The organism is Afipia sp. GW823-FHT06G09, from assembly GCF_058794875.1.
On sequence record NZ_JBXAHF010000001.1, the window covers coordinates 757,684 to 779,630 of the forward strand.

Annotated in this window: 18 protein-coding genes; 4 read left to right on the forward strand and 14 right to left on the reverse strand. The window is 60.6% G+C overall.

The features are described 5' to 3' along the window. Positions 1-202: 202 nt before the first annotated feature. On the forward strand, positions 203-445 hold the full coding sequence (locus tag AC1Q67_RS03850; RefSeq protein WP_006021479.1) for an Lrp/AsnC ligand binding domain-containing protein: 243 nt from the start codon (positions 203-205) through the stop codon (positions 443-445). Between the two features lie 11 nt (positions 446-456). Here AC1Q67_RS03850 and AC1Q67_RS03855 read toward each other — a convergent pair whose 3' ends face one another. Both AC1Q67_RS03855 and AC1Q67_RS03860 read right to left on the reverse strand, forming a co-directional pair. Next, positions 457-1,434: a DMT family transporter gene (locus AC1Q67_RS03855; RefSeq protein WP_492235147.1), complete on the reverse strand. Its 978-nt coding sequence runs from the start codon at positions 1,432-1,434 to the stop codon at positions 457-459. 129 nt (positions 1,435-1,563) lie between these two features. Continuing rightward, positions 1,564-2,481: a c-type cytochrome gene (locus tag AC1Q67_RS03860; RefSeq protein ID WP_492235146.1), complete on the reverse strand. Its 918-nt coding sequence runs from the start codon at positions 2,479-2,481 to the stop codon at positions 1,564-1,566. A gap of 88 nt (positions 2,482-2,569) precedes the next feature. On the opposite strand from AC1Q67_RS03860, the gene AC1Q67_RS03865 reads away from it, so the two are divergent. Beyond that, positions 2,570-2,998: a CHRD domain-containing protein gene (locus tag AC1Q67_RS03865; protein WP_492235145.1), complete on the forward strand. Its 429-nt coding sequence runs from the start codon at positions 2,570-2,572 to the stop codon at positions 2,996-2,998. Between the two features lie 96 nt (positions 2,999-3,094). On the opposite strand, the gene AC1Q67_RS03870 is transcribed toward AC1Q67_RS03865, so the two are convergent. The 8 genes from AC1Q67_RS03870 to AC1Q67_RS03905 all read right to left on the reverse strand — a co-directional run bounded on the left by AC1Q67_RS03870 (position 3,095) and on the right by AC1Q67_RS03905 (position 13,860). Then, entirely contained in the window at positions 3,095-3,544 is a 450-nt protein-coding gene (locus AC1Q67_RS03870; protein WP_492235144.1) for a cytochrome c, read from the reverse strand. A 114-nt stretch (positions 3,545-3,658) separates the two neighbouring features. Then, complete coding sequence (locus AC1Q67_RS03875) at positions 3,659-5,959, reverse strand: xanthine dehydrogenase family protein molybdopterin-binding subunit (RefSeq protein WP_492235143.1); 2,301 nt, start codon at positions 5,957-5,959, stop codon at positions 3,659-3,661. A 72-nt stretch (positions 5,960-6,031) separates the two neighbouring features. Beyond that, positions 6,032-7,561 carry a murein biosynthesis integral membrane protein MurJ gene (gene murJ / locus AC1Q67_RS03880; RefSeq protein ID WP_492235142.1) on the reverse strand — a complete coding sequence of 510 codons (1,530 nt, stop codon included), beginning with the start codon at positions 7,559-7,561 and terminating at the stop codon, positions 6,032-6,034. A 167-nt stretch (positions 7,562-7,728) separates the two neighbouring features. Then, positions 7,729-8,874, reverse strand: coding sequence for a DegT/DnrJ/EryC1/StrS family aminotransferase (locus AC1Q67_RS03885; RefSeq protein ID WP_492235141.1), 1,146 nt, complete (start codon positions 8,872-8,874; stop codon positions 7,729-7,731). A gap of 34 nt (positions 8,875-8,908) precedes the next feature. Then, positions 8,909-9,922, reverse strand: a complete 1,014-nt coding sequence (locus AC1Q67_RS03890; RefSeq protein WP_492235140.1) for a Gfo/Idh/MocA family oxidoreductase — start codon at positions 9,920-9,922, stop codon at positions 8,909-8,911. A gap of 181 nt (positions 9,923-10,103) precedes the next feature. Beyond that, positions 10,104-11,516 (reverse strand): mannose-1-phosphate guanylyltransferase/mannose-6-phosphate isomerase, encoded by a 1,413-nt coding sequence (locus AC1Q67_RS03895; RefSeq protein ID WP_492235139.1) that lies wholly within the window; start codon positions 11,514-11,516, stop codon positions 10,104-10,106. Positions 11,517-11,540: 24 nt separating this feature from the next. Beyond that, entirely contained in the window at positions 11,541-12,557 is a 1,017-nt protein-coding gene (locus tag AC1Q67_RS03900; protein ID WP_492235138.1) for an NAD-dependent epimerase, read from the reverse strand. Between the two features lie 19 nt (positions 12,558-12,576). Then, complete coding sequence (locus AC1Q67_RS03905) at positions 12,577-13,860, reverse strand: nucleotide sugar dehydrogenase (RefSeq protein WP_492235137.1); 1,284 nt, start codon at positions 13,858-13,860, stop codon at positions 12,577-12,579. Positions 13,861-14,072: 212 nt separating this feature from the next. Between AC1Q67_RS03905 and AC1Q67_RS03910 the strand changes: the two genes are divergently transcribed. Both AC1Q67_RS03910 and AC1Q67_RS03915 read left to right on the forward strand, forming a co-directional pair. Beyond that, on the forward strand, positions 14,073-15,032 hold the full coding sequence (locus AC1Q67_RS03910) for a lysylphosphatidylglycerol synthase transmembrane domain-containing protein (protein ID WP_492235136.1): 960 nt from the start codon (positions 14,073-14,075) through the stop codon (positions 15,030-15,032). Continuing rightward, positions 15,010-16,449 (forward strand): ArnT family glycosyltransferase, encoded by a 1,440-nt coding sequence (locus AC1Q67_RS03915; RefSeq protein WP_492235135.1) that lies wholly within the window; start codon positions 15,010-15,012, stop codon positions 16,447-16,449. Before AC1Q67_RS03910 ends, AC1Q67_RS03915 begins: the two co-directional genes overlap by 23 nt. Positions 16,450-16,451: 2 nt before the next feature. Here AC1Q67_RS03915 and AC1Q67_RS03920 read toward each other — a convergent pair whose 3' ends face one another. The 4 genes from AC1Q67_RS03920 to asnB form a co-directional block, all read right to left on the reverse strand. Further along, positions 16,452-17,180 (reverse strand): class I SAM-dependent methyltransferase, encoded by a 729-nt coding sequence (locus AC1Q67_RS03920; RefSeq protein WP_492235134.1) that lies wholly within the window; start codon positions 17,178-17,180, stop codon positions 16,452-16,454. 44 nt (positions 17,181-17,224) lie between these two features. Continuing rightward, the gene (locus AC1Q67_RS03925; RefSeq protein WP_492235133.1) at positions 17,225-18,664 is read right to left on the reverse strand and encodes a glycosyltransferase; all 1,440 of its coding nucleotides are present in this window, start codon (positions 18,662-18,664) and stop codon (positions 17,225-17,227) included. A 117-nt stretch (positions 18,665-18,781) separates the two neighbouring features. After that, the gene (locus AC1Q67_RS03930; RefSeq protein ID WP_492235132.1) at positions 18,782-19,909 is read right to left on the reverse strand and encodes a glycosyltransferase; all 1,128 of its coding nucleotides are present in this window, start codon (positions 19,907-19,909) and stop codon (positions 18,782-18,784) included. 61 nt (positions 19,910-19,970) lie between these two features. Continuing rightward, positions 19,971-21,905 (reverse strand): asparagine synthase (glutamine-hydrolyzing), encoded by a 1,935-nt coding sequence (gene asnB, locus AC1Q67_RS03935; RefSeq protein WP_492235131.1) that lies wholly within the window; start codon positions 21,903-21,905, stop codon positions 19,971-19,973. Positions 21,906-21,947: the final 42 nt, after the last annotated feature.

Below are 21,947 nucleotides of genomic sequence, written 5' to 3' on the forward strand. Positions count from 1 at the left end.
CTCGGGGGAGAGGGTCGGGGTGTGGGGGGTTCGATATGATGACGGATTCTACGCCCTCACCCGGCTCGCTTCGCTCGCCACCCTCTCCCCACGGGAGAGGGAAGCAAGAAGAAACGTCCGGCAACCCGCCTTGCCACAGGGAGCGGATTTGGTTCTATTGCGGCTTCCGAAGACGTCAAATTGCCCTGCCGGAGACACAGCGATGGTGCCCTTCTTTGTCCAGATCAAATGCAAGCTGGGCCAGTCCTATACGGTCGCGAATGCCATTGCCGAGGCCGAGATCGCGTCGGAAATCTACTCGACTGCGGGCGACTACGATCTGCTGGTCAAGTTCTACGTCGACAGCGGGACCGACATCGGCCATTTCGTGAACGAGAAGCTGCAGGTCATCCCCGGCATCCAGGACACCTACACCATCATCACGTTCAAGGCGTTCGGAACGTAAGAGCCGCCTTTTCAGGCCGCCTTGGCCGTGTCTGACACCGGCGCGTCAGGATCTTCCTCGGCGTCGGCGATGGTCGCGATGGCCGCGACCGGCGTATCGCGCAGCCGTTTCAGCCCGAGATAGCGTTCGCGCAGGATGACGAAAATCCCGGCGCTGGCGACGACGATCGCGCCGATCACGACATAGAGCGTCGGCACTTCACCGAAAAACCAGTAACCGAGCAGGAACGCCCACAACATCGCTGTGTAATCGAACGGCGCGAGAAACGACGCCGGCGCGAAGCGGTAGCTGTCCGTGAAGAATATCTGGCCGAGCCCGCCCGCGATGCCGATTCCGGCGAGGATCGCAACATCCTGCCAGGTGGCCGGCATGCGCCAGCCGAACGGCGCGGTCAGCAGCGACACCAGCAGAACCAGCAGCGTCATGAAGATCACGATGGACGATGTCGTCTCGGTCGCCGTCAGACGGCGAATCTGGATCGACGCGCCGCCTGCGGTGAATGCGTTGGTCAGGGCGAACAGAATTCCCACGATCATCGATGCCGTCAGTGCGGCGTGATCGCGGAAGTAAGGCATCAGCATCAGGATCACGCCGCAGAAGCCGAAGGCGACGGCGGACCAGCGATAGGCGTGAACCTTTTCCTTCAGGAACACCGCCGCGAAAACCACGGTGATGAGCGGTGACGCGAACGCGATGGCGGTGAAGTCGGCAATCGGAATCCGGGCCAGCGCGGCGAAGGTGGCAAACGTCCCGACCACGCTGAAAACGCCGCGCAGAAGATGATCGGACGGCCGCTCGGTCCGAAGCGCACCCCTAAGCTGTCCGCGCCAGCCGAAGACGACCAGGATCGGGATCAGCGCGAACATTGAACGGAAGAACGCGACCTGACCTTCCGGATAGGCCCCGGCCAGATAACGGACCTGGGCGCCCATCACCGCGAACATCAATGTGCTGGCGACCTTGAACGAAACGGCTTTGACGATATTCATGGAAAAAGTCGAGAATCCTGCGGCAATTCCGGGCCGACAAAGCACGGGGTGGCGATCCGGGAAACCCCGCTCGCAACATGGCTTTTGGCCGGGGTATGCAGGGCTCTTCGGCCCCGAACTGACCCCGCCTCAGGTCTTCTTCTTGGGCCGCACCGGCCCGTCCACCGCCGGAAGGGACTTGAGGTACGTCGCCATCGCCGCAAGATCCTCATCGCTCAACTGCGATGTGTTCTTGATCACGCGCGCCATTGAGCCGCCTGCGGTGTCGCCGTCGGGCAATTCGCCGGTCTTGAGGAACCAGGCCAGTTCCTTCTCGGTCCAGCTCTTGAGGCCCTTCTGGGTAATGTTCGGGACCCAGCCCTCGCCTTCGGGATTCGGGCCTCCGGCGAAGCGCTGCGAGGACACAATGCCTCCGAGGAAATTGCGAGGGCTGTGGCACTCGGCGCAGTGGCCGAGCCCATTGACCAGGTACGCGCCGCGATTCCATGCGGCGGATTGCTTCGGGTCTGGCGTAAACGGCTTGTCATCCATGAACAGGAATTTCCATCCGCCGATGAGGCGGCGGACGTTGAACGGAAAATTCACATCGTGAGAACGCGGGCGCCCGGAGAGCGGCGGCAAGGTTTTGATATAGGCAAACAGATCACGAATGTCGTTGTCCGTTGCGTGCACATAAGAGCCGTAGGGAAACGACGGGAAGTAATGCGTTCCAGCTGGCGACGTCCCGTGCTTCACGGCCGTGACGAAATCCGCTTCGCTCCAGCCGCCGATGCCGTTCTGTTTGTGCGGCGAAATGTTCGGCGCATAGAACGTGCCGAACGGAGACGGAAGGGCCAGCCCGCCGCCGAGCATGGTGCGCGGCTCGCCCACCACTGCATGGCATGACGCACAGCCCCCGGCGTTGAAGACGGCCTGTCCATTGGCGACGTTGGGCGAATAGGCCGGCAGCGCCTCGGCCGAGACCACTGCGGGAACGGTGACAAGCCAGAACACTGCCAGGCCAGCGGCGAGCGCGACAATCGCCAGCAGGAAAAATTTCCGAAACATGAGTGCCCCCAGAGGAAACGGCAGGAACTAAACGGCCTCGGCCAGTGTTCAATCGGTATTGGAAAGCCAAAAACTAAGGGAGAAAACGATGAACAGCAAAGCAATTGCGCGTGGAGTCCTTGCCATCGGCGCTTGCGTCGTACTCAGCGGGCCGGCTTTCGCCGAGAAAATCAGCATGAAGGCCAATCTGACCAGTGCCGCCGAAGTACCTCCCAACACCAGCCCCGGCAAAGGCACGGCGGACGTGACCTACGATACCGCAAGCAAGATGCTGACCTGGAAGACGACCTATTCCGGCCTCACCGGACCCGCCACCATGGCGCATTTTCATGGCCCCGCCGAAGCCGGCAAGAACGCTCCCGTCGTGATCCCGTTTAAGGACGCCGCAAGCGGAGCCGAAGGCAGCGCGACCCTGACCGATGCGCAGGCCGCTGATCTGATGGCTGGAAAGCTGTACATCAACGTCCACACCGCGGCGAATCCAGGCGGCGAAATTCGCGGGCAGGTCACGAAGTAGTTTCGCAGCCGAGATTCTACCGGATAACAAAAGGGGCGGATCGCTTGAATGCAACCGCCCCGTCATCATTTGCCTGAACCGGATGAAATCAACCCGTCACTTCAGCTTGACCCGGTAGGTTTCGTGACAATCGTTGCACCGGTCGTTGATGGTGGTGTACGCCGCCTTCAAACTGTCCGCATCCTTGATCTTGCCCTTGGCGTCCGCAATGGACTTGGCAACCGGAGGAATTTTCGAGTCGAAATCCGCCTTGTTCTGCCAGATTTTTTGCGACGATCCATAGTCCGCACCGAAAACATCTTCCTTCGGATTGACCGCAAAAACATTCGCAATCTTTCCAACATTCTCTTCGAGCTGAACCAGTGCGGCATCGATAGCCGCCTGATCGTACGCGGACTGACCTCTCACCGTGCGGCCGAGCACCCCATACATCGGTCTCGCCAGTGTCTTCATCAGCTTATCCTGCTGCTCGGCGATGTCTTGCTGGGCGGAGACAGCCGTCACGCCGAGCAAGATCGCGGCGGCCACAAGAACGGAACGCATCATCAGGATATTTCCTTCCCTCGGTTTCAAAATGGTTCTTTCCGCAACACCTGGCAGAATCCAACATTCCTGCCGCGAACTGACAAGCCCAACAATTTTTTATGCTGCGGGGAATTTCTACAATCGGTGCTCGCGGCGGCTTTTTGCGATCGCCATCCAGACCCGCTCCGCGGTTGCCGGCATGTCGATATGGTCGATGCCATACTCACGGTAGAGACCGTCGATAATCGCATTCACCACCGCAGAACACGAGCCGATCGCGCCTGCCTCACCTGCCCCCTTGACGCCAAGCGGATTGGTCTTGCACGGAACGTTGTGGGTTTCGAACTTGATCGACGGGCCGTCGGCGGCGCGCGGCAGCGCGTAGTCCATGAACGTGCCGGTCACAAGCTGGCCATCGGCGGCATCATAAACCGCAGCCTCCATCAGCGCCTGCCCGATGCCCTGCATGGTGCCGCCATGCACCTGGCCTGCAAGCAGAAGCGGATTCAGCGTCACCCCGAAATCGTCGACGATGACGTAGTTCACCACATGGATCACGCCGGTCGCCGGGTCGATTTCGACTTCGGCGATGTGCGTGCCGTTCGGATAGGTGCCGTCCGCACTGCTGAAGGTGGCGCTTGCGTTGAGCTTGGACGGATCGGCTCGCTTGGCGAGGTCGGCGAACGAGATCGTGCGGTCGGTACCGACAATGCGGATCGCGCCGTCGCTGAATTCAAGATCGCCGACGCCGGTCTCCAGCGCATCGGCGGCGATCTCCTTCAGGTTCGCACCGAGCGTGCGGGTCGCCCGCTCCACACTGACGCCGCCGGACGGAATCGAGCTTGAGCCGCCAGTGCCCAAACCGGTCGGAATCTCGTCGGTGTCGCCCTGATGAATATGGACGCGCTCCGGTGCAATACCGAACTGCTGCGCGACGATTTGCGCATACGCGGTCTGATGCCCCTGCCCGCTCGACTGGGTGCCGATCAGAATCGTGACGTCACCGTTGGGATCGAGCCGGACCTGCGCCGTTTCCTCGCCCATGGTGCCGCAGACTTCGACATAGGTGCCCATGCCGATGCCGCGCACCAGGCCCTGTTTCTTCGCGGCCTTGGCGCGCTTGGGGAACTCTTTCCATTCGGCGATATCCATCGCGCGTTTCATGTGCGCGGCGAAATCACCCGAATCGTAAACCTTGCCGGTGGCGGTCGTGTAAGGCATCGCACGCGGCGAAATGAAATTCTTGCGGCGGATCGCATCGGGCGTCATGCCGAGCTTGCGCGCCGCCGCATCGACGAGGCGCTCGATCACATAGGCCGCTTCGGGGCGTCCAGCGCCGCGATAAGCATCCACCGGCACGGTATTGGTGAACACGGTGCGGACGCGGCAGTAAAACGCCTGAACGTCATAGAGACCCGGCAGCATTCCCGCGCCGCCATGCGGAATGTACGGCCCGAACGTCGAGAGATAGGCACCCATGTCGCCCATCAGATCGACATCCATGCCAAGGAATTTGCCGTCCTCCGCCAGCGCCATGCGCGCTGTGGTGACGTTGTCGCGTCCCTGCGCGTCGCCCACAAAGTGGTCGGCCCGCTCGGCGGTCCACTTCACCGTTTTCTTCAGCTTGCGCGCAGCAACCGCCGCGAGCGCATACTCGCGATAAGGAAACAGCTTGGTGCCGAAACCGCCGCCGACATCCGGGCAGATCACCCGCATCTTCTCGACGGGAATATTGAGGACGTTCTGGCAAAGGATATCGCGCAGGCGGTGGCTGCCCTGACTGCCGATGGTCAGCGTCAGATGATCGCGCTTCGCATCATACTCGCAAACCACCGCACGGGTTTCCATGTAGTTCGTCACGATGCGCGGATTGACGATGGTGACTTCCGCCACCGCATGCGCCTTGGCGAAGGCGGCCTCGGCTGCTTTCTTGTCGCCGATCGATGTGTCGAACAAAACGTTGCCGGCATGATCGGGCCAGACCTGCGGCGCATCCTTCTTCACCGCATTGACCAGACCGATGGCGGCCGGCAGCGCTGTCCACTCGACCTCGATTGCCTCGATGGCATCGCGCGCCTGCTCGACAGTCTCCGCGACCACGAAAGCGACGGCATCGCCGACATGGCGCACCACGTCGCGCGCGAGGATCGGGTACGGAGGACCTGTGAAAGGCTCGTCGGGCAGATTGAACAGACAGGGAAGACCGCCGAGATCCTTGATGTCGTCTGCGGTGAGAATTGCCCCAACGCCGGGGAGCCCTCTGGCACGCGACACATCGATCTTGAATTTTGCGTGGGCGTGCGGAGACCGCAGCACCAGGGCATGCATCGCCGCCGCCGGCGTATAGTCGTCCGTATAACGGCCCTTGCCGCGAATGAGCGCGTCGTCTTCCTTGCGCAGGACGCTCTGCCCGACACCGAATTTTACTGGAGCCATGCTATCTCCGGCTGCGATCTGGAACGTTTCTAACGTCCATCATGCAGCGGAATGGAAGGAAGCGCAAATGGCTTACCCGCGAATCAGCGCTGTCAGCCATCGCTTTCCGAACAGCAGCAACACGCTGCTGCCGTAAACAACGACGCCGACCACGATCAAAATTCCGAGAGCAGTTTCATCGCGAAGCGATGTCATCCCCGCCAATGCTGTCGCCGCCCAACGGGACGCGAGCCATAGCGCCGCAGCCAACACCGCGCCCGCTGTCGCGAACTTCGCCAAGGACACAAGAAAAGCCCGATCGAACACAAAGAACCCGCGGCGTGTCGCAAAAAGAAGCACAAGCAGGAGATTGACCCATGCGCCAACAGCGGTGGCCAGCGCGAGCCCGATTTGCGCCAGCGACCCGACCAGCGCGAGTTTCAGCCCGACATTGACGGCCACGCCGGTCAGCGCAGCCTTGACAGGTGTCGCGGTATCCTTGCGGGCATAGAAAGTGGCGACGGCGCTCCTGATCAGAACAAACGGAATGAGTCCGACCGCGTAGGCCGCGAGCGTCGCCCCGGCGGCGACCGCGTCGGCCTTCGAGAACGCGCCCCGCGCAAACATGGCGCGCATGATGACGTCAGGGACGACAAGAAAGGCGGCGACGAAGGGGACCGAGAACAGCAATGTGAAGTCGAATGCGCGCCGCTGCGAAGCAATCGCGCCCTCATCATCGCCGGCGGTAATTCGCCGTGACATTTCCGGCAGCAGCACCGTGCCGATGGCGATGCCGATCACCCCGATCGGCAACTGGTTGAGCCGGTCCGCATAATACAGCGCCGACAGCGCGCCAGCGGCGAGGAAGGTCGCGATGATGGTATCGGCGAAAAGCGCGACCTGCGTCCCCATCGAACCCAGCGTCGCCGGACCAAGCGCCCTGAAGAAGCCGCGCACATTTTCATCGAGCTTCAGCGAGGTGAACTTGGGAAGGATGCCGTGAACCTTGGCGTCGCCAGCAAGGAGAACATATTGCAGGAAGCCTGAGATCAGCACGCCCCAGGCCGCCGCGTGGCCGGCGGTGGGAAAGAACGCGGCCAGCGCCAGCGTCGCCATCATCGACAGGTTCAGGAATATTGGCGCCGCGGCGGCGCTGGCAAAGCGATGCATCACGTTGAGCATGCCGCCGTAGAGGGTCACCAGCGTAATGAGCAGCAGGTAAGGAAACGTGATCCGTGTCAGCTCAATGGCGAGATGGCGCTGCGCGGGATCGTCGGTGAAGCCGGGCGCGAGAATTGACATCGCCTGCGGCATGAAGACCAGCGCAAGGATCAGCAGCACGACCTGCGATACGAACAGCAGGGTGAAGATACGATCGCCGAACAGCTTTGCGGCAGCCTCCCCGCGCTCGCCGTGGACATGGGCATAGGCCGGCACGAAGGCGGCATTGAACGCCCCCTCCGCAAAAATTGCCCGGAAATGGTTGGGAAGCCGCAGCGCCACGAAGAAGGCATCAGCCAGAGGGCCGGCGCCGAGGATCGCCGCAAGCATGATGTCGCGCGCGAACCCGGTGACCCGCGAAAGAAGGGTATAGCCGCCGACGGTGAAAATGCGCCCGAGCATGTGTTGCTTCTACAGGATGGCAGCGCAATCGCGAACCGATGAAGTCCTGACCTGCCCCGTCAAGGCCGAATTTATTCCGGCCATCCACGTCTTTTTGAGGTTGCAGCCAAGACTGGATGCCCGGGACGAGCCCGGGCATGACGATCATCTGGCAGCTCTGGCAAAAGTCAGGACAGCGCGTCGCGCACAGCCTTGATGACGCGATCCTGCGCGGCCTGATCGAGATAGGCGTGCATCGGCAGGCTGATGACATCCGAGGACAGTTTTTCGCTGACCGGCAACCCGCCTTCCACAGTCGGATAGTGCTTGTAGGCCGTCTGCTGGTGCATGGACTTCGGATAGTAGATCGCGGTCGGAATGCCCTGCGCCTTGAGAGCGTCCGCAAAGGCCTCACGACCACCATTCGGCAGCCGAATGGTGTACTGCGCCCAGGTCGACACATTGCCGTCCGCCACACGCGGCGCGATCACGATGTTATGCAGCGCATCGAAATAGCGGTTCGCGACCTTGTTGCGTGCCTCGATCTCGTCGTCGAAAATCTTCAGCTTCTCGATCAGGATCGCGGCCTGTATGGTGTCCAGCCGCGCGGTCAGACCGAGACGGACGTTGTCGTATTTCTCGGTGCCCTGCCCGTGAACCCTGATGCTGCGCAGGCGCTCGGCAAGATCGGCGTCGTTCGTGAAGATGGCGCCGCCGTCGCCGTAGCAGCCGAGCGGCTTGGCCGGAAAGAAGCTGGTCGCCGTCGCCAGCCCGAAGGTGCCGAGACGCCTGCCCTTGTAGGTGGCGCCAAAGGACTGCGCGGCGTCGTCCAGCACGAACAGGCCTTCGCTTTTTGCAACCTCGATGATCGCATCGTGATCCGCGCTCTGGCCGAACAGATCGACCGGCACGATCGCTTTTGGTTTCAGGCCGAGCTTGCGCGCAGTGGCAATGCCCTTCGTCAGGGACGCGATGTCCATGTTGAACGAGACTTCATTCACATCGACGAACACCGGCGTCGCACCGGTCAGCGCGACCACTTCGCCGGTCGCGCAGAAGGTGAACGACGGACAGATCACCGCGTCGCCGGGACCGATGCCCTGCGCCATCAGCACCATCAGCAATGCGTCCGTGCCGCTGGCGCAGGCGACCACATGCTTTGCGCCGCAGAACGCCGCCAGATCGGCTTCAAGCTGGGTGACTTCGGGACCGTTGATGAACTGGCAATGCGTCAGCACGCGCGCAACGGCGTCATCGATCTTCGTGCCGAGACGCCGGCGCTGAGCGCCAATGTCGATAAATGCCACGGGTTCTGATCGCAAATGCTGGTTCATGCGTGCCGTATCCATTTCGAAAGATGAGATGCCGTCAGCTTGCGACGGCGCGCGGCCCCTTGCGCAGCGGTGCGGCGATGGAGCCCGCCGGAGCATCGAGACACTTGATCGCAATCTCGAGGCTGGCGACGCCTTCATCGCCCGTCACGGCAGGTGCGTTGCCGGTCCGCACGGCATCGAGGAAGGCAACCAGTTCAGCGCGCAAAGGTTCGTCGTGTCCGACCGACAGATGCCGCATCGAGTAGCTGCCGTCGCGCTGGAAACCGAAACACTCGGTCACCTGCCGCGTCAGCAGATCGCCCTGAACGTACTTGCCACGCGTCGCCACGGTGACGCTGCGCGCCTTGAACGGCGTCAGCCAGTTGGTGTTGATATGGGCAAGCACGCCGGACGCAGTACGGAACTGAAGCAGCGCGATATCCTCGCGCTCGGCGACGGCGCTCGCCAGCTGCCGCTGGACATCGACGATGTCGGATTCAGTGAACCAACGGATGAGGTCGATGTCGTGAACGGCAAGATCGATCACCACGCCGACATTCGACATGCGCGGCGGAAACGGCCCGACGCGGGTGATCGCAATCGAAAGGATTTCTTCGTCCTTGATCGCCTGCTTGATCGCGGCGACAGCCGGATTGAACCGCTCGACATGGCCGACCATCAGTGTCACTCCGGCATTGCGTGCGGCGGTGACGATCTCGTGCCCTTCCTCGACCGACGACGCGATCGGCTTCTCGACAAGGACGTGAATTTTTCGCGCGATGCAGGCAAGCGCGACATCGCGATGAAGGTGTGTCGGCGCGGCGATGGTCACGGCATCGGGGCCGGCATCGAGCATCTCTTCCAGAGTCGCGAACGTCGGACAGCCGACAATCTCCAGCGCGCGCGTGCGGTGCGCCTGAAGCGGATCGACAATACCGACAAGTTCGACACCGGGCAGACCGGCCAGCACGCGGGCATGATTGGTGCCCATGACACCCGCGCCAACGACACCGACGCGCAAAACTCGTTCGTTGCCAGCCGTATTCTTTGTCGACACCGTCGAGCTCATCATCTGATTCCTTGAAACCGGGCACGAGTCGCTGCCCGCTCGCCGCAGATGTCCTAGCATGTCGTCACATGTGTGGCGAACGGAGCGGCCTGGATTCCCTACACGTTTTGATTCAAAGAATTACATCGACCCTCGACATAACCTATTGAAAAACTGGAATCTTTCCAGGATTGACGCAGTATCAGGAGCGCCGGTAATCGTCCTCGATGCGGATGATGTCGTCCTCGCCCAGATAACTGCCGGTCTGGACCTCGATCAGTTCCAGAGGAATCTTGCCGGGATTCTCCATCCGATGGACCGCGCCGATCGGGATGTAGATGGACTCATTCTCGTGAACCATCTTTTGCAGCTCGTTGACCGTCACGAGCGCCGTTCCGCGCACAACAATCCAGTGTTCGGACCGGTGATGATGCTTTTGCAGCGAGAGCCGTCCGCCTGCCTTCACAACAATCCGCTTCACCTGATGGCGCTCGCCGATATCGAGCGACTGATATGACCCCCACGGCCGATGCACCTTGATATGGTCTTCGGTCACCTGCGGAGCCACAGTTCGCAGCTTGCCCACCAGCCGCTTCAAACCATTGGGATCGTTCTGGCGGGACACCAGAATGGCGTCCTGCGTCGCCACGACGACAAGATCGTCGACGCCCTCCAGCGCGACCAGCGCTTTGTCGGTGGAGACATTGCAGTTGCGCGAGTCTTCGAACACAGTCAGGCCCTGCGCGACGTTGCCGTGTTCGTCCTTGTCCGAAAGCTCCCACACCGCGTGCCAGGAGCCGACATCGGACCAGCCGCAATCAACCGGCACAACGGCCGCCTGGGTGGTTTTTTCCATGACCGCATAATCGATCGAGATCGGGGTCGCCTTTCCGAACGACTCAAGCGGGAGAGTCACGAAATCGAGATCGCGTCCGGCATTGGCGACCGCATCGACCAGCGTACTGACACTGTCGGAATCGACGCCACGATACTCATCCAGCAGCATCTGGGCGCGGAACATGAAGTTACCGCAGTTCCACAGATAACCTTCGGCAACATAGCCCGTGGCGGTTGCAGGGTCCGGCTTCTCGACGAACTTCGAGACTTTGCGGACATCACCGGAGATGACGTCTCCAGGCCGGATATAACCGTATTCCGTCGCAGGCCGCTCCGGCAAAACGCCAAACGTGACGATACGGCCAGCATTCGCTGCGCCGAGCGCCTTCCGGCAAGCTTCGACGAAAGCGGGAACGTTCCGCACCACATGGTCCGCGGCCAGCGCCAGCACGACAGCATCCGGGTCCCGGGTCAGGGCGAAAGCTGCACCGGTGGCGATAGCGGGACCGGAATCACGCCGTGCCGGCTCGAGGAGGATGTCCGCCTCTAGCCCGATTTCGCTGAGCTGTTCGAGCACCATGAAGCGATAGGCCGCATTCGTAATAACGATGGGCCGCGCGAACAGCGCTGGATCGCTCACACGCAGCATCGTCTCCTGAAAGGTCGAGTTCGAACCGAACAGCCGAAGAAATTGCTTTGGGCGCCCTTCGCGCGAAGCAGGCCACAACCGAGTGCCTGCACCGCCGCACATAATCAGTGGAATAATTCGCTCGCTCATGCGTCCTCAAACTGTTTCAGAGGCCTATAGCCGATGATAGTCGCGATACCACGCCGAGAACCGCGCGATACCGTCTTCGATTGTCGTAGACGGGCGGAAGCCGACCTCGCGCATCAAGTCATCGACATCGGCGTAAGTGGCAGGCACGTCGCCCGGCTGCATAGGCAGCATTTCCTTGGTCGCGGTGCGCCCGAACTCCTTCTCGAGAAGTTCGACGACCTTGAGCAATTCCTCAGGATGATTGTTTCCGACATTGAACACCCGCCAGGGAGCCGCGCTGGTCCCGGGGTCGGGAGCCGCGTCCGGCGCCTTGGTCTGCCCTGTCGGCGCATGATCGATCAGCCGCACGATGGCTTCGGTTACGTCGTCTACGTATGTGAAGTCACGCCGCATGTTGCCGTGATTGAACAGCTTGATCGGCTGGCCTTCAAGAATGGCCTTGGCGAACAGGAACATCGCCATATCGGGACGGCCCCATGGCCCATACACCGTGAAGAACCGCAGGCCGGTTGAGGGAATGCGATAAAGATGGCTGTACGCATGCGCCATCAGCTCGTTCGCCTTCTTCGAAGCCGCGTAGAGACTGATGGGATGATCGACGCTGTCGTGCACGGAGAACGGCAGCTTGGTATTGGCTCCATACACCGATGACGACGATGCATACAGCAGGTGACGGCATGCGTTGTGCCGGCAGCCTTCAAGGATGTTCGTGAAGCCCTGAAGATTTGCATCGACATAAGCGTGCGGATTTTCCAGCGAGTACCGGACACCGGCCTGCGCGGCGAGGTGGATCACGACGGGAAAGCGATGCGTGCTGAACAGGTCCGCCACCCCGGCCCTGTCGGCAAGGTCGAGTTTGACGAAACTGAAGGCCGGATCGTTTTTCAGCACGTCGAGACGCGCTTCCTTCAGCTTCGGGTCGTAGTAGCTGTTGATGTTGTCCAGACCGATGACACGGCGGCCAGCCTGCAAGAGTTTCTGCGTGACATGGAAGCCGATAAAACCCGCGGCCCCCGTAACAAGTATTGTCTCGTCCGACATTCCGTTCACCATCCTGCGGTCAGGGGCGCCACAACTCGATACCGGCTGGCAGCCTGTCGCGATCAAGCCGCATCTTTACGTCGAGAACGAGACCGTCTCCGTTCTTCAACAACTTCTGGATCATCGGCCATCCCGCATCGACGTAAGCCTTGTGGGCGACCGCCACGATGATTGCATCGGCGGGCTGCAACGAATCAGAATCAATCAGCTTCACGCCATATTCGTGCATGGCATCGGCGGGGTCTGCCATCGGATCGCTGACCTGCACCTGAAGTCCGAATGACTCCAGTTCGCGAATAATATCGACCACGCGCGAGTTGCGTGTATCCGGCACATCTTCCTTGAAAGTAAGCCCCAGCACGGTGACGACGCCCGCGCCGCCCTTGCGGCGAAGCAGGCCACGGATACATTCACGCGCGATGCGCTGACCCATCCCGTCATTGATACGGCGTCCAGCGAGAATGACTTCCGGATGATACCCCGCCTTCTCCGCTCGATAGGTCAGGTAATAGGGATCGACGCCGATGCAGTGTCCGCCGACGAGTCCCGGCTGAAACGGCATGAAATTCCATTTGGTGCGCGCCGCGGCCAACACGTCGCCGGTATCGATATTCAGGGCCTGGAAGATCAACGACAGTTCGTTCATGAAAGCGATGTTCAGGTCGCGCTGCGTGTTCTCGATCACCTTGGCCGCTTCGGCGACCTTGATGGACGGAGCGCGATGAATCCCGGCAGTCACCACCGAACCGTAAACATCAGCCACGATGTCGAGCGTTGCAGCATCCTGCGCCGACACCACCTTCATGATGGTCTCGAAACGGTGCTGCTTGTCGCCCGGATTGATGCGTTCAGGTGAGTAACCGACCTTGAAATCAGATCCAGCCTTGAGACCGGATGCCTTCTCCAGAAGCGGCACGCATTCGTCTTCGACGGCTCCCGGATAAACCGTCGACTCGTAAACGACGATGTCGCCCTTCTTGAGCACTTTGCCGACCGTACGGGAAGCCGCGAACATGGCGCCGAGATCAGGCTGGCGCGCTTCATCGATTGGTGTCGGAACCGTGACAATAAAGAAATCCGACGATGCCAGCGCACTCACGTCGTGCGTAAACGAAAGCGAGGCATGGCGCAGATCGGCTGTCTCGACTTCGTTGGTGCGATCGTGAAACTCGCACAACTCGGTGATGCGCCTCTGATCGATATCGAAGCCGGTCACCGGAACCCCGGCACGGGCAAAAGCCGCCGCGACCGGCAATCCGACATAACCCAGCCCAATGACCGCAATTTTGCGCCCGTGTGTCACGAATTCCGTCCCCAAGCCGAATGGGCGTCACCCACGCCAGATGCCCCAATCAAGCTGCCCTCTTTAGCCGCCGTGCGGTGGCTGCGGCAATAGGTTGAGCTTACCTATTGCCAGAGCACCTCTAAAGCCATACCAAGACCCTGAAAATGACTGTCAAGCGCTGCTATTCACGCCCTTTTCAGATCCAGCAACGTTAACCATCGCGGTCCGGAATGCGCGGATTTCTCCTTCTTGCCGCTCGAATACTGGTGTCGGCGGCGTTGCTCTATATCGCGTTCCGCGGCATCAATTTCGCGGCGATCCAGTCCCGCCTGAGCCAGATCAGCCCCGGTTGGTTTCTGCTCGCGGTGCTGGCGACGGTTTTCCAGATTTTCCTCGGCGCGCTGCGCTGGCGCGAGATCAGCGCGCGCTGTGCCGCGCCTCTCGGGACCGGACAGGCGTTCCGCTACAACATGATCGGCGCGTTCTTCAATCAGACGCTGCCGTCCACCATCGGCGGCGACGCCATGCGGCTCTGGCTTGTGCGGCACACGGGCGCGGGCTGGCGCGCCGCCACCTATTCAGTTCTTGTCGATCGCGCCATCGGCCTGATCGCTCTTGCGCTGATTGTGGTCGCAAGCCTTCCATGGAGCTACGACCTGATCGGCAGCCCTCGCGGACGCCTTGCGCTGCTGCTGGTCGATGTCGCCGCGATTTCGGCCGGCCTCGGCTTTCTCGTTTACGGCGCGCTCCGCTGGGAATGGCTCAAGAAGCTCTGGCCCCTGCGCCACATCCATGCCTGCGCGGTGATCGCCAATCAGGTAATATTCAACCGCACCAGTGGGCCTAAGGTCGCCGCCCTTTCGCTGCTCATTCACGTCATGGCCGTGGTGATTGCCTGGTGCGCCGTTCGCTCGATCGACGCGCCGGCGGCATTCGAACAACTGTTTCTGCTCGTACCGCCGATCATGCTGATCACGATGCTGCCGATTTCCATCGCTGGCTGGGGCGTCCGTGAAGCAACCATGATGGTTGCGTTTGGATATGCCGGGCTCGCGCCCACCGACGGCACGGTGGTGTCGCTTCTGTTCGGAGCCTCTTCCTTCGTGGTCGGGGCGATCGGCGGACTGGTCTGGATTCTCAGCGCCGAGAAAACGTCCGAGATATCCCATGCCGTTCCCGAGGGCGAATAGTTCGTCCGCCCTTGCTGACCCCGGTGCGCCCTCAGCGCACAAAGCTCAATCGATCCTGCTGAAGATTTTTTTTGCTGCACTCATCATCCGCTGGGCCTACGCCCTCGCGATGTACGCTCTGATGGGCGACGATGGACTGAAGGGCGTCGACTCCCTGACCTACACAAGCGTTGCGAGCGATTTCGCGAACGCCGTCAAATCCGGCACAGTTCATGGCTCGCAGTGGTTTGGGCAGCATGCCTATACGATGCCGCTCTATCACTGGCTTGCAGCAATCCCCTTTCTCGTTTTCGGCAGCGCGCACGGCACTCTTGCCTATATCCTGATGCAGGGAGTGTTCGATGCTGGGACCTGCGTTGCGGTGTATGGCATAGCGTCCTGGATATCCACCCGTGTTGCTGTCGCTGCGGCCCTCATCGCCGTCATCAATCCCACACAGATCGTTCTCAGCGGACTGTTCTACACCGACACTCCATTCATCTTCTTTGTCGCGATGTCGTTCTGGGCGGCGTTCCGCTGGGTCGACAACCCCTCGTGGCGAAACGCCACTCTGCTAGGTCTCTTCCTCGGCTGCGCGGCGCTCATACGGGCGATCATCGTCCCATGGGCCTTCTTCGCGCTCGCCCTGCTCGCCGCCTACGTCGTCTTTCGGAAATGCACGCTACAGAAAGCAGCAACAATAACCGCTGCCGTTGTTGCCCTGACCGCCGGTATTGGCATCATTGTCGCAAAGAATGTCGCTGTATTCGGAACCGCCGGACTGACGCCGCAGGGCGGCATCCATCTTGCGCTGTGGGTTGTTCCGCTCGCACGGGAAATGCAGGACAGAACGCCTTATATGACGAGCTACAATGATCTGGAGAAGCGAACCATTGAGAGGTTCGGGCCGCATTCTTCAAATCCATTCGAGCAATCCCGGCAATACACGATCATCGCGAAAGAAGCGCTGAAGGATATCCCCGTCAGCGCGATTGCGAAGTCGTGGCTGTCCGGCATTACAATCAATCTTGTTTCACCCGCAGTTCTGTTGTCGCCGCCCGTCTCGCAACTGCCGCGGCCCGGCTTCTACAACACGCCCGGCAATTCGTTCTTCGACAAGGCCTTCAACTATGCAATCCGGTCGGGCCAACCGGTCTATACGTGGTTTCTGCTGGCCGGCAGCGCTGGGCTGGCGGCGATGCGCCTGCTGCAATTGATCGGTTTCGTCGCTTTGGCGCGGCGAACCGCGAACTGGCCTGCGATCTTCCTGGCGGCATCGTGGTGTGGCTACATCCTGCTCGTCAATGGGCCTGTCGCCTCCCCCAAGTACCGGTTGCCACTGGAGCCGATTTTCAATGTGCTGAGCGGTGCAGGGTTGATCGCCATTCGCGACCGGCGCAGGAAGCCCGGCAAGGTCAACATCCATCAAGTGGCGTAAGGCTATCCGCCTCGTTTTTCGACCACGGTCAGCAAACGAAAACCGAGATGGCGGCCAAGAGCGCCCTCGGCATGCTTTTCAAACCAAAGCATCGCGCGAGCCATCGGCTCCGTCATCAGCGACCATGGCCTGAACCCGCCGCTGAACGGATATGCGACGAACGAGAACCATTGCGTTTCGCTGATCGTCAGATCCGGAAATTTGGAATGAAATTGCTCGCGGTGGCTCGTCGCCAGCAATGTCGGGATTGCCTGATTGGAATCGTAAGGATCGCGGCTCCTGTCCGGCGATCCCTCCAGCAGCGGGTCTGCATCCATCCGCACCGGCTCATGATGCAGCAAGCGATAGAAAAGCCTGCTTCCAAGCGTAATGCCCGGCTCCGCCATGATGATACGCCCGCCCGGACGCAACACGCGCGAAGCCTCGCGAAACAACAATGCCGGGAATTCGATGTGGTGAAGCACATCAAGCATCACAATGTTCGACAGGGCGCCGTCCGCAAACGGGAGCTTTTGCGCATCGGCGACAAGATCGAGCCATGGTGCGAACTGGATGTCCGACGAAATAAGGTCGTCGATCCGCTCCTTCAGATTGCCGATACCACCGCCGATCTCGAGAGTCGTTCCCGCAACGGTACGGCTCGCGATCCGGTCGAAAATGTCATTGTAGACCGTCCGTAGAACCGGCTTCTGCTCCCAAACCGCACGATAGCTGTCAAGAACACCGGCCATGGCACATCAATCGTTTCGACACCGGATGCGTCTCGACATCACGATCAGATCGCCTTGATCTTGAAGAACGCGAAGATCACCATTCTCAGCAGCATCACGCCGTGCCGGAATCGCGAAATCTGTGTTTCGCCGTAGGCACGGGCGGCATAGCGGATCGGCAGATCGATCGTCTTGAGGTTGAGTTTCGACGCGCCGAAAATAAGGTCGAAATCGCCGAACGGATCGAAATCCCCGAAGTAGGCCTTGCCGTCACGGAGCCGATAGTAGTCCGCTCTCCGCATCACCTTGGTGCCGCACAGAGTGTCCGTGTAGCGCTGATTCAGCAGCCACGAGAACAGATAGGAAAATATCTTGTTCGCGATCAGGTTGAGAAAGCGCATCGCGTCATCCTCAAGCGGATAAACGAGGCGTGAGCCGTTGATGAACTCACCCTTCCCCGATTTGATCGCTTCCCAGAATTTCGGCAGCTGCTCGGGCGGCATGGTGAGATCGGCGTCGAGAATCATCAGCACATCTCCGCGGGCCACATCGTAGGCTGTGAACACGGCATCCGCCTTGCCTTTACCGGGCTGGCGCATCAACTTGATATCCTTGTCCGGATAAGCAGCCTTGACGCGCTCCATCTCCTCGAAGGTCCCGTCCTTGCTGTGACCTTCGATGAAGATGATTTCGATGTCATCGCAGAACTGCGGCAACCGCTGCACTGCGGGCTCGATGTTCCCGCGCTCATTGCGCGCGGGAATGACGACCGTTGCCGACTTGAGATCTTCCTTCGCCGCCGGCCACGACCGGCAAACGGAGTAATGACGCAAGGCGAAGAAACGGAATACAGGCAGAACGCTGATAAAGCGGTTGACCAGGTGCCCGAGCCCGAACAGCGACACTGGCATCAGCATTCTCTGCTCGGATTTCACCGATTCAAAGTCCGCGAGCTGGGCGATGGCCGCGACGTCCGCCGGCGCAAGAGCGTTCTGAGGCGGCAGCGGCATGCGCTGGCCGATCAACTCCGCGAATTTGAGTACCGGTTGCCACAGATGCGAGAAGTAACCGATCACAACGCGGGTCTCACGCGTGCAAAGCGGATGAAGCTGTTCTAGGAACTTCTGGCAATCGTCCAGCGATCCGATCGCATCAAGAACCAGGATATAGTCGAACGTGCCACCCGCTGAAGCAATCGTTGCAGGATCTTCCGCATCCCCCACAATAAATGTCAGGCCGGGATGCCTCTTGCGGGCGATGTCGATCAACGCGGGGCTAAAGTCGATACCCACGCCATAAGCAGGCTTGAGGGCCGCGAGCGTATCTCCGATGCCGCATCCGATTTCAAGAACGCGCGCATTCTCCGGGATCAGAAACCGCAGATAGGCTTCATCCTCGCGATGAAAGAATGCTGCCTTGTTACGCCACTCAGGGCGCGAGGTAGCGTATTCCTCCGAATGGGACAATATTTGCGCTTTGCGCGAGGGCAATGACGAAGTCGACATGGCAATAATTTTCGCTTCTGACGGTGGTATTTTCTGGCGAGCCCTTCTGGCACGCAAACGTCCCATGACCAAGGTCAAAACCGCGCCACACGCGGCTTAATTCGCTTGAACGGGCGGCTAGTCCCCGCCGTCAATCATGGTCTGAACCGGACCCAGGGACGATTTACCGAGGTTCCGATAAAGACGGCCGTAGCGCGTAACGCAGGCATCCTGGGAAAACATCGCCATGGCCCGCCTCCGCGCCGCAATCCCCATGGCCTCGCGTTTCGACGGGTCCGATGCAAGAGCTAGAATAGCCGCGCCGAGGGCGGCAGGCTCCCTTGGCGGAGTCAGCAAGCCGGTTTCACCGTCGACAACGGCATCGAGATTGCCTCCGACAGCAGTTGCTATGGTTGGCAATCCCTGCCCCATCGCTTCGATCAAGGCGTTAGAGAAACCTTCCTGGTGGGATACGAGCAGCGCGATATCGGCCGCCGGCAGAATCGCTTCAACATCGCGCCGTTCTCCGAGCCAGAGAATGCGATCGGCAATGCCAAGACGTTCAGCCTGTAAGCGCAACTGCGGCCCTTCACCTTCGTCACGGCCAACAACCATCAGTCGCCAGGGCTGCTGGAGCCGCGACGCTATCGTCCCCAGTGCATCAAACAGGTCTGCATGGCCCTTGTAATGAAACAGATTGGCGACAATCGCCATGACAAAGGCGCCGGGGGGAATACCCAAGGCAATCCGCTGCGCCTCGCGAATCTGGTCATCAGCGAGCCGGGGAATGGTGACGCCGTTATGGATCAGGCCGATCTTGCGTCGGTCTCCTCCCTCCGCGACGAGTTCATCGACAACAGCTGTTGAGTTTCCCAGCAACGCCGCCATGCGGCGATGAAGCAGGCGCTCGATGCGCCCGAACCACGGATGGCTGCGCTGATAGTGTGCCAAGGAACGGCGGCTCATGACGCAGATGCGCTGGCGCGCAACAACAGCAACGGCCGCACCGACCAGATAGGGCTCTGGCAGAAAGAAATGCAGAATATCAGGGCGCGTCCGGCGGGTGCGACGATACAATTCGGCGGCGGCCGTCAGCAAATGACGCACTCGTCCGGAACGGCGTCGCAACCCGGAGATGGTCACGCCAGCCTTCGCCAGATCCGCTTCAAGCTCTCCGCCCCGCTCCAGCACGAACAGTTCCACCGCAAAGCCACGCGACATCAAGGCAGGCAGCAATTGCGCCAGATGACGCTCGGCGCCGCCCATCACCATCTTCTTGGTGACAAAGAGGATACGCGACCGCGCAGGTGACACGTTGTCCACGGGCCTAACTGTCCGCCCAGCGCCTGCGCCACGCTTCAAACATCAGAATGGTCCAAAGCGCGTAAGCCCAGTTCCTGCGGCCCGTCAGGTGATCTGCCCACAAGCGACGCGCAGCGCTTATGTCGAGAAAGCCGCCGCCAAGCCGCGACGGATCGAGCAAATCCTCCGCCCAGTCCCTCAACGGACCACGCAGCCATTCAGCAAGCGGAATGCCGAATCCCATTTTGGGCCGATCCAGCAGGGATCTCGGCACCATCTGCTCGGTCACCCGCCGCAGGAGCCATTTCGTTTCACCGTCCCGAATCTTGAACCGTCGGGGCAGACGCCAAGCGAATTCGACCACGCGATGATCCAGCAAGGGCGGGCGTGCTTCGAGCGCGACTGCCATTGAGGCGCGATCGACCTTCTGAAGAATGTCGTCCGGCAGGTAAGTCATGGTGTCGAGCAATTGCATGCGATCGAGAAATGTCGGTAATGCTCCGACCGCACCTGTCGACCACGGTGTCAAAGGATGCTCATCCGCGAATGGGGCGAGCGTTGCTGGATCCTCGCACTGGCTCACCAGCCTGCGGTAGATCCCCTCGGAATCCAGCGTCATCACGTTGGCAAACTTGTGCAGCTTGTCGGCGACCTGCGATGGCAGCATTCCGCGCGGCGCAAGCGATGCGAGACCATCGACCCACGCCATGGGAAGTGCTTGCAGCGCGCCCGCCGCGATACGCCGCGCACCGAGCGGAATTCGTGAAAGCTTCTGGGACATGCCCTCAGCCAGCCGATAGCGATTGTACCCGCCAAACAGTTCATCGCCGCCGTCGCCCGATAGCGCGACAGTCACATGCCGCCGGGTGAGCTTCGACACCAGATGGGTCGGAATTTGCGACGAATCCGCAAACGGCTCATCATACATCTGCGCAAGTTGCGGAACTACACCGAGAGCATCGGACGCGGTAACGACGAGTTCGGTGTGCTGCGTGCCGAGATGCCGGGCGACTGCGGCAGCGTCTTTCGATTCGTCGAAGCCAAATTCGGGAAATCCGATTGAGAAGGTACGAACCGGCCCTCGCCCGGCAGCAACCATCAAGCCTGCCACCGCTGACGAGTCGATACCGCCGGACAGGAAAGCTCCAAGCGGAACGTCCGCAAGCATTTGCCGAGAAACCGCATCCCCAAGCAATTCCGAGAGCTGCGCGATGGCTTCTTCGTCGGAAAGCTTCAGGGGGGAATCGATCCCCTGCAACGCCACTTCCGCCGCAGACCAATAACGGCGGCTGGCGCAAGAACCACCAACCGAAAACGTGACATGTTCACCAGGCATCACTTTCTTGACGCCGCGGTAAATGCTATGAGGCGCCGGCACATAACCGAAGCGCAGGAAACTCGCGACCGACGACGGTTCGATCTCCAGATCGAATGCCTGAGCGGCGTGAAAACTCTTCAGTTCGGACGCGAAAAAAATATGTTCGCCGCGGTGGGCCACAAACAATGGCTTAATCCCGAGCCGGTCGCGAACAAGATGAAGCGCCTGCTCCTTTCGATCCCACAACGCGATCGCGAACATGCCATTGAGGTCATCCAGCGTGACGCTCAATCCGCGCCGCGCTACGGATTCGACAATCGTTTCCGTATCGGAATGACCACGCCACGCCACGGCCTTCAACGCAGGATGGCGACGGATGTCATCGCTGTTATAAATTTCGCCATTGTAGCAAATCACCCAGCGCCCGTCCGCGGACACCATGGGCTGCGCACCAGCCTCCGACAAATCGACGATAGACAGGCGGCGATGCGACAAAGCCAAGCCGACGGAGTCATCCGTCCAGATTCCGCTAGCGTCGGGGCCGCGGTTTGCAATGGCATCACCCATCGCCCGCGCGCGGTGCACAAGCGCGGCACCATCGGGTGCAAGGCGGCGATCTATGAAACCGGCAATACCACACATGGAAAAAGGACCCGGCCGCGCTACGACGCGTGTGCTGCGAGT

Excerpts from the sequence above, each read along its gene's own strand:
- AC1Q67_RS03850 (WP_006021479.1), top strand. The coding sequence starts at position 203 with ATGGTGCCCTTCTTTGTCCAGATCAAATGCAAGCTGGGCCAGTCCTAT.
- AC1Q67_RS03855 (WP_492235147.1), bottom strand. The coding sequence starts at position 1,434 with ATGAATATCGTCAAAGCCGTTTCGTTCAAGGTCGCCAGCACATTGATG.
- AC1Q67_RS03860 (WP_492235146.1), bottom strand. The coding sequence starts at position 2,481 with ATGTTTCGGAAATTTTTCCTGCTGGCGATTGTCGCGCTCGCCGCTGGC.
- AC1Q67_RS03865 (WP_492235145.1), top strand. The coding sequence starts at position 2,570 with ATGAACAGCAAAGCAATTGCGCGTGGAGTCCTTGCCATCGGCGCTTGC.
- AC1Q67_RS03870 (WP_492235144.1), bottom strand. The coding sequence starts at position 3,544 with ATGATGCGTTCCGTTCTTGTGGCCGCCGCGATCTTGCTCGGCGTGACG.
- AC1Q67_RS03875 (WP_492235143.1), bottom strand. The coding sequence starts at position 5,959 with ATGGCTCCAGTAAAATTCGGTGTCGGGCAGAGCGTCCTGCGCAAGGAA.
- murJ (WP_492235142.1), bottom strand. The coding sequence starts at position 7,561 with ATGCTCGGGCGCATTTTCACCGTCGGCGGCTATACCCTTCTTTCGCGG.
- AC1Q67_RS03885 (WP_492235141.1), bottom strand. The coding sequence starts at position 8,874 with ATGAACCAGCATTTGCGATCAGAACCCGTGGCATTTATCGACATTGGC.
- AC1Q67_RS03890 (WP_492235140.1), bottom strand. The coding sequence starts at position 9,922 with ATGAGCTCGACGGTGTCGACAAAGAATACGGCTGGCAACGAACGAGTT.
- AC1Q67_RS03895 (WP_492235139.1), bottom strand. The coding sequence starts at position 11,516 with ATGAGCGAGCGAATTATTCCACTGATTATGTGCGGCGGTGCAGGCACT.
- AC1Q67_RS03900 (WP_492235138.1), bottom strand. The coding sequence starts at position 12,557 with ATGTCGGACGAGACAATACTTGTTACGGGGGCCGCGGGTTTTATCGGC.
- AC1Q67_RS03910 (WP_492235136.1), top strand. The coding sequence starts at position 14,073 with ATGCGCGGATTTCTCCTTCTTGCCGCTCGAATACTGGTGTCGGCGGCG.
- AC1Q67_RS03915 (WP_492235135.1), top strand. The coding sequence starts at position 15,010 with ATGCCGTTCCCGAGGGCGAATAGTTCGTCCGCCCTTGCTGACCCCGGT.
- AC1Q67_RS03920 (WP_492235134.1), bottom strand. The coding sequence starts at position 17,180 with ATGGCCGGTGTTCTTGACAGCTATCGTGCGGTTTGGGAGCAGAAGCCG.
- AC1Q67_RS03925 (WP_492235133.1), bottom strand. The coding sequence starts at position 18,664 with ATGTCGACTTCGTCATTGCCCTCGCGCAAAGCGCAAATATTGTCCCAT.
- AC1Q67_RS03930 (WP_492235132.1), bottom strand. The coding sequence starts at position 19,909 with ATGGGCGGCGCCGAGCGTCATCTGGCGCAATTGCTGCCTGCCTTGATG.
- asnB (WP_492235131.1), bottom strand. The coding sequence starts at position 21,905 with ATGTGTGGTATTGCCGGTTTCATAGATCGCCGCCTTGCACCCGATGGT.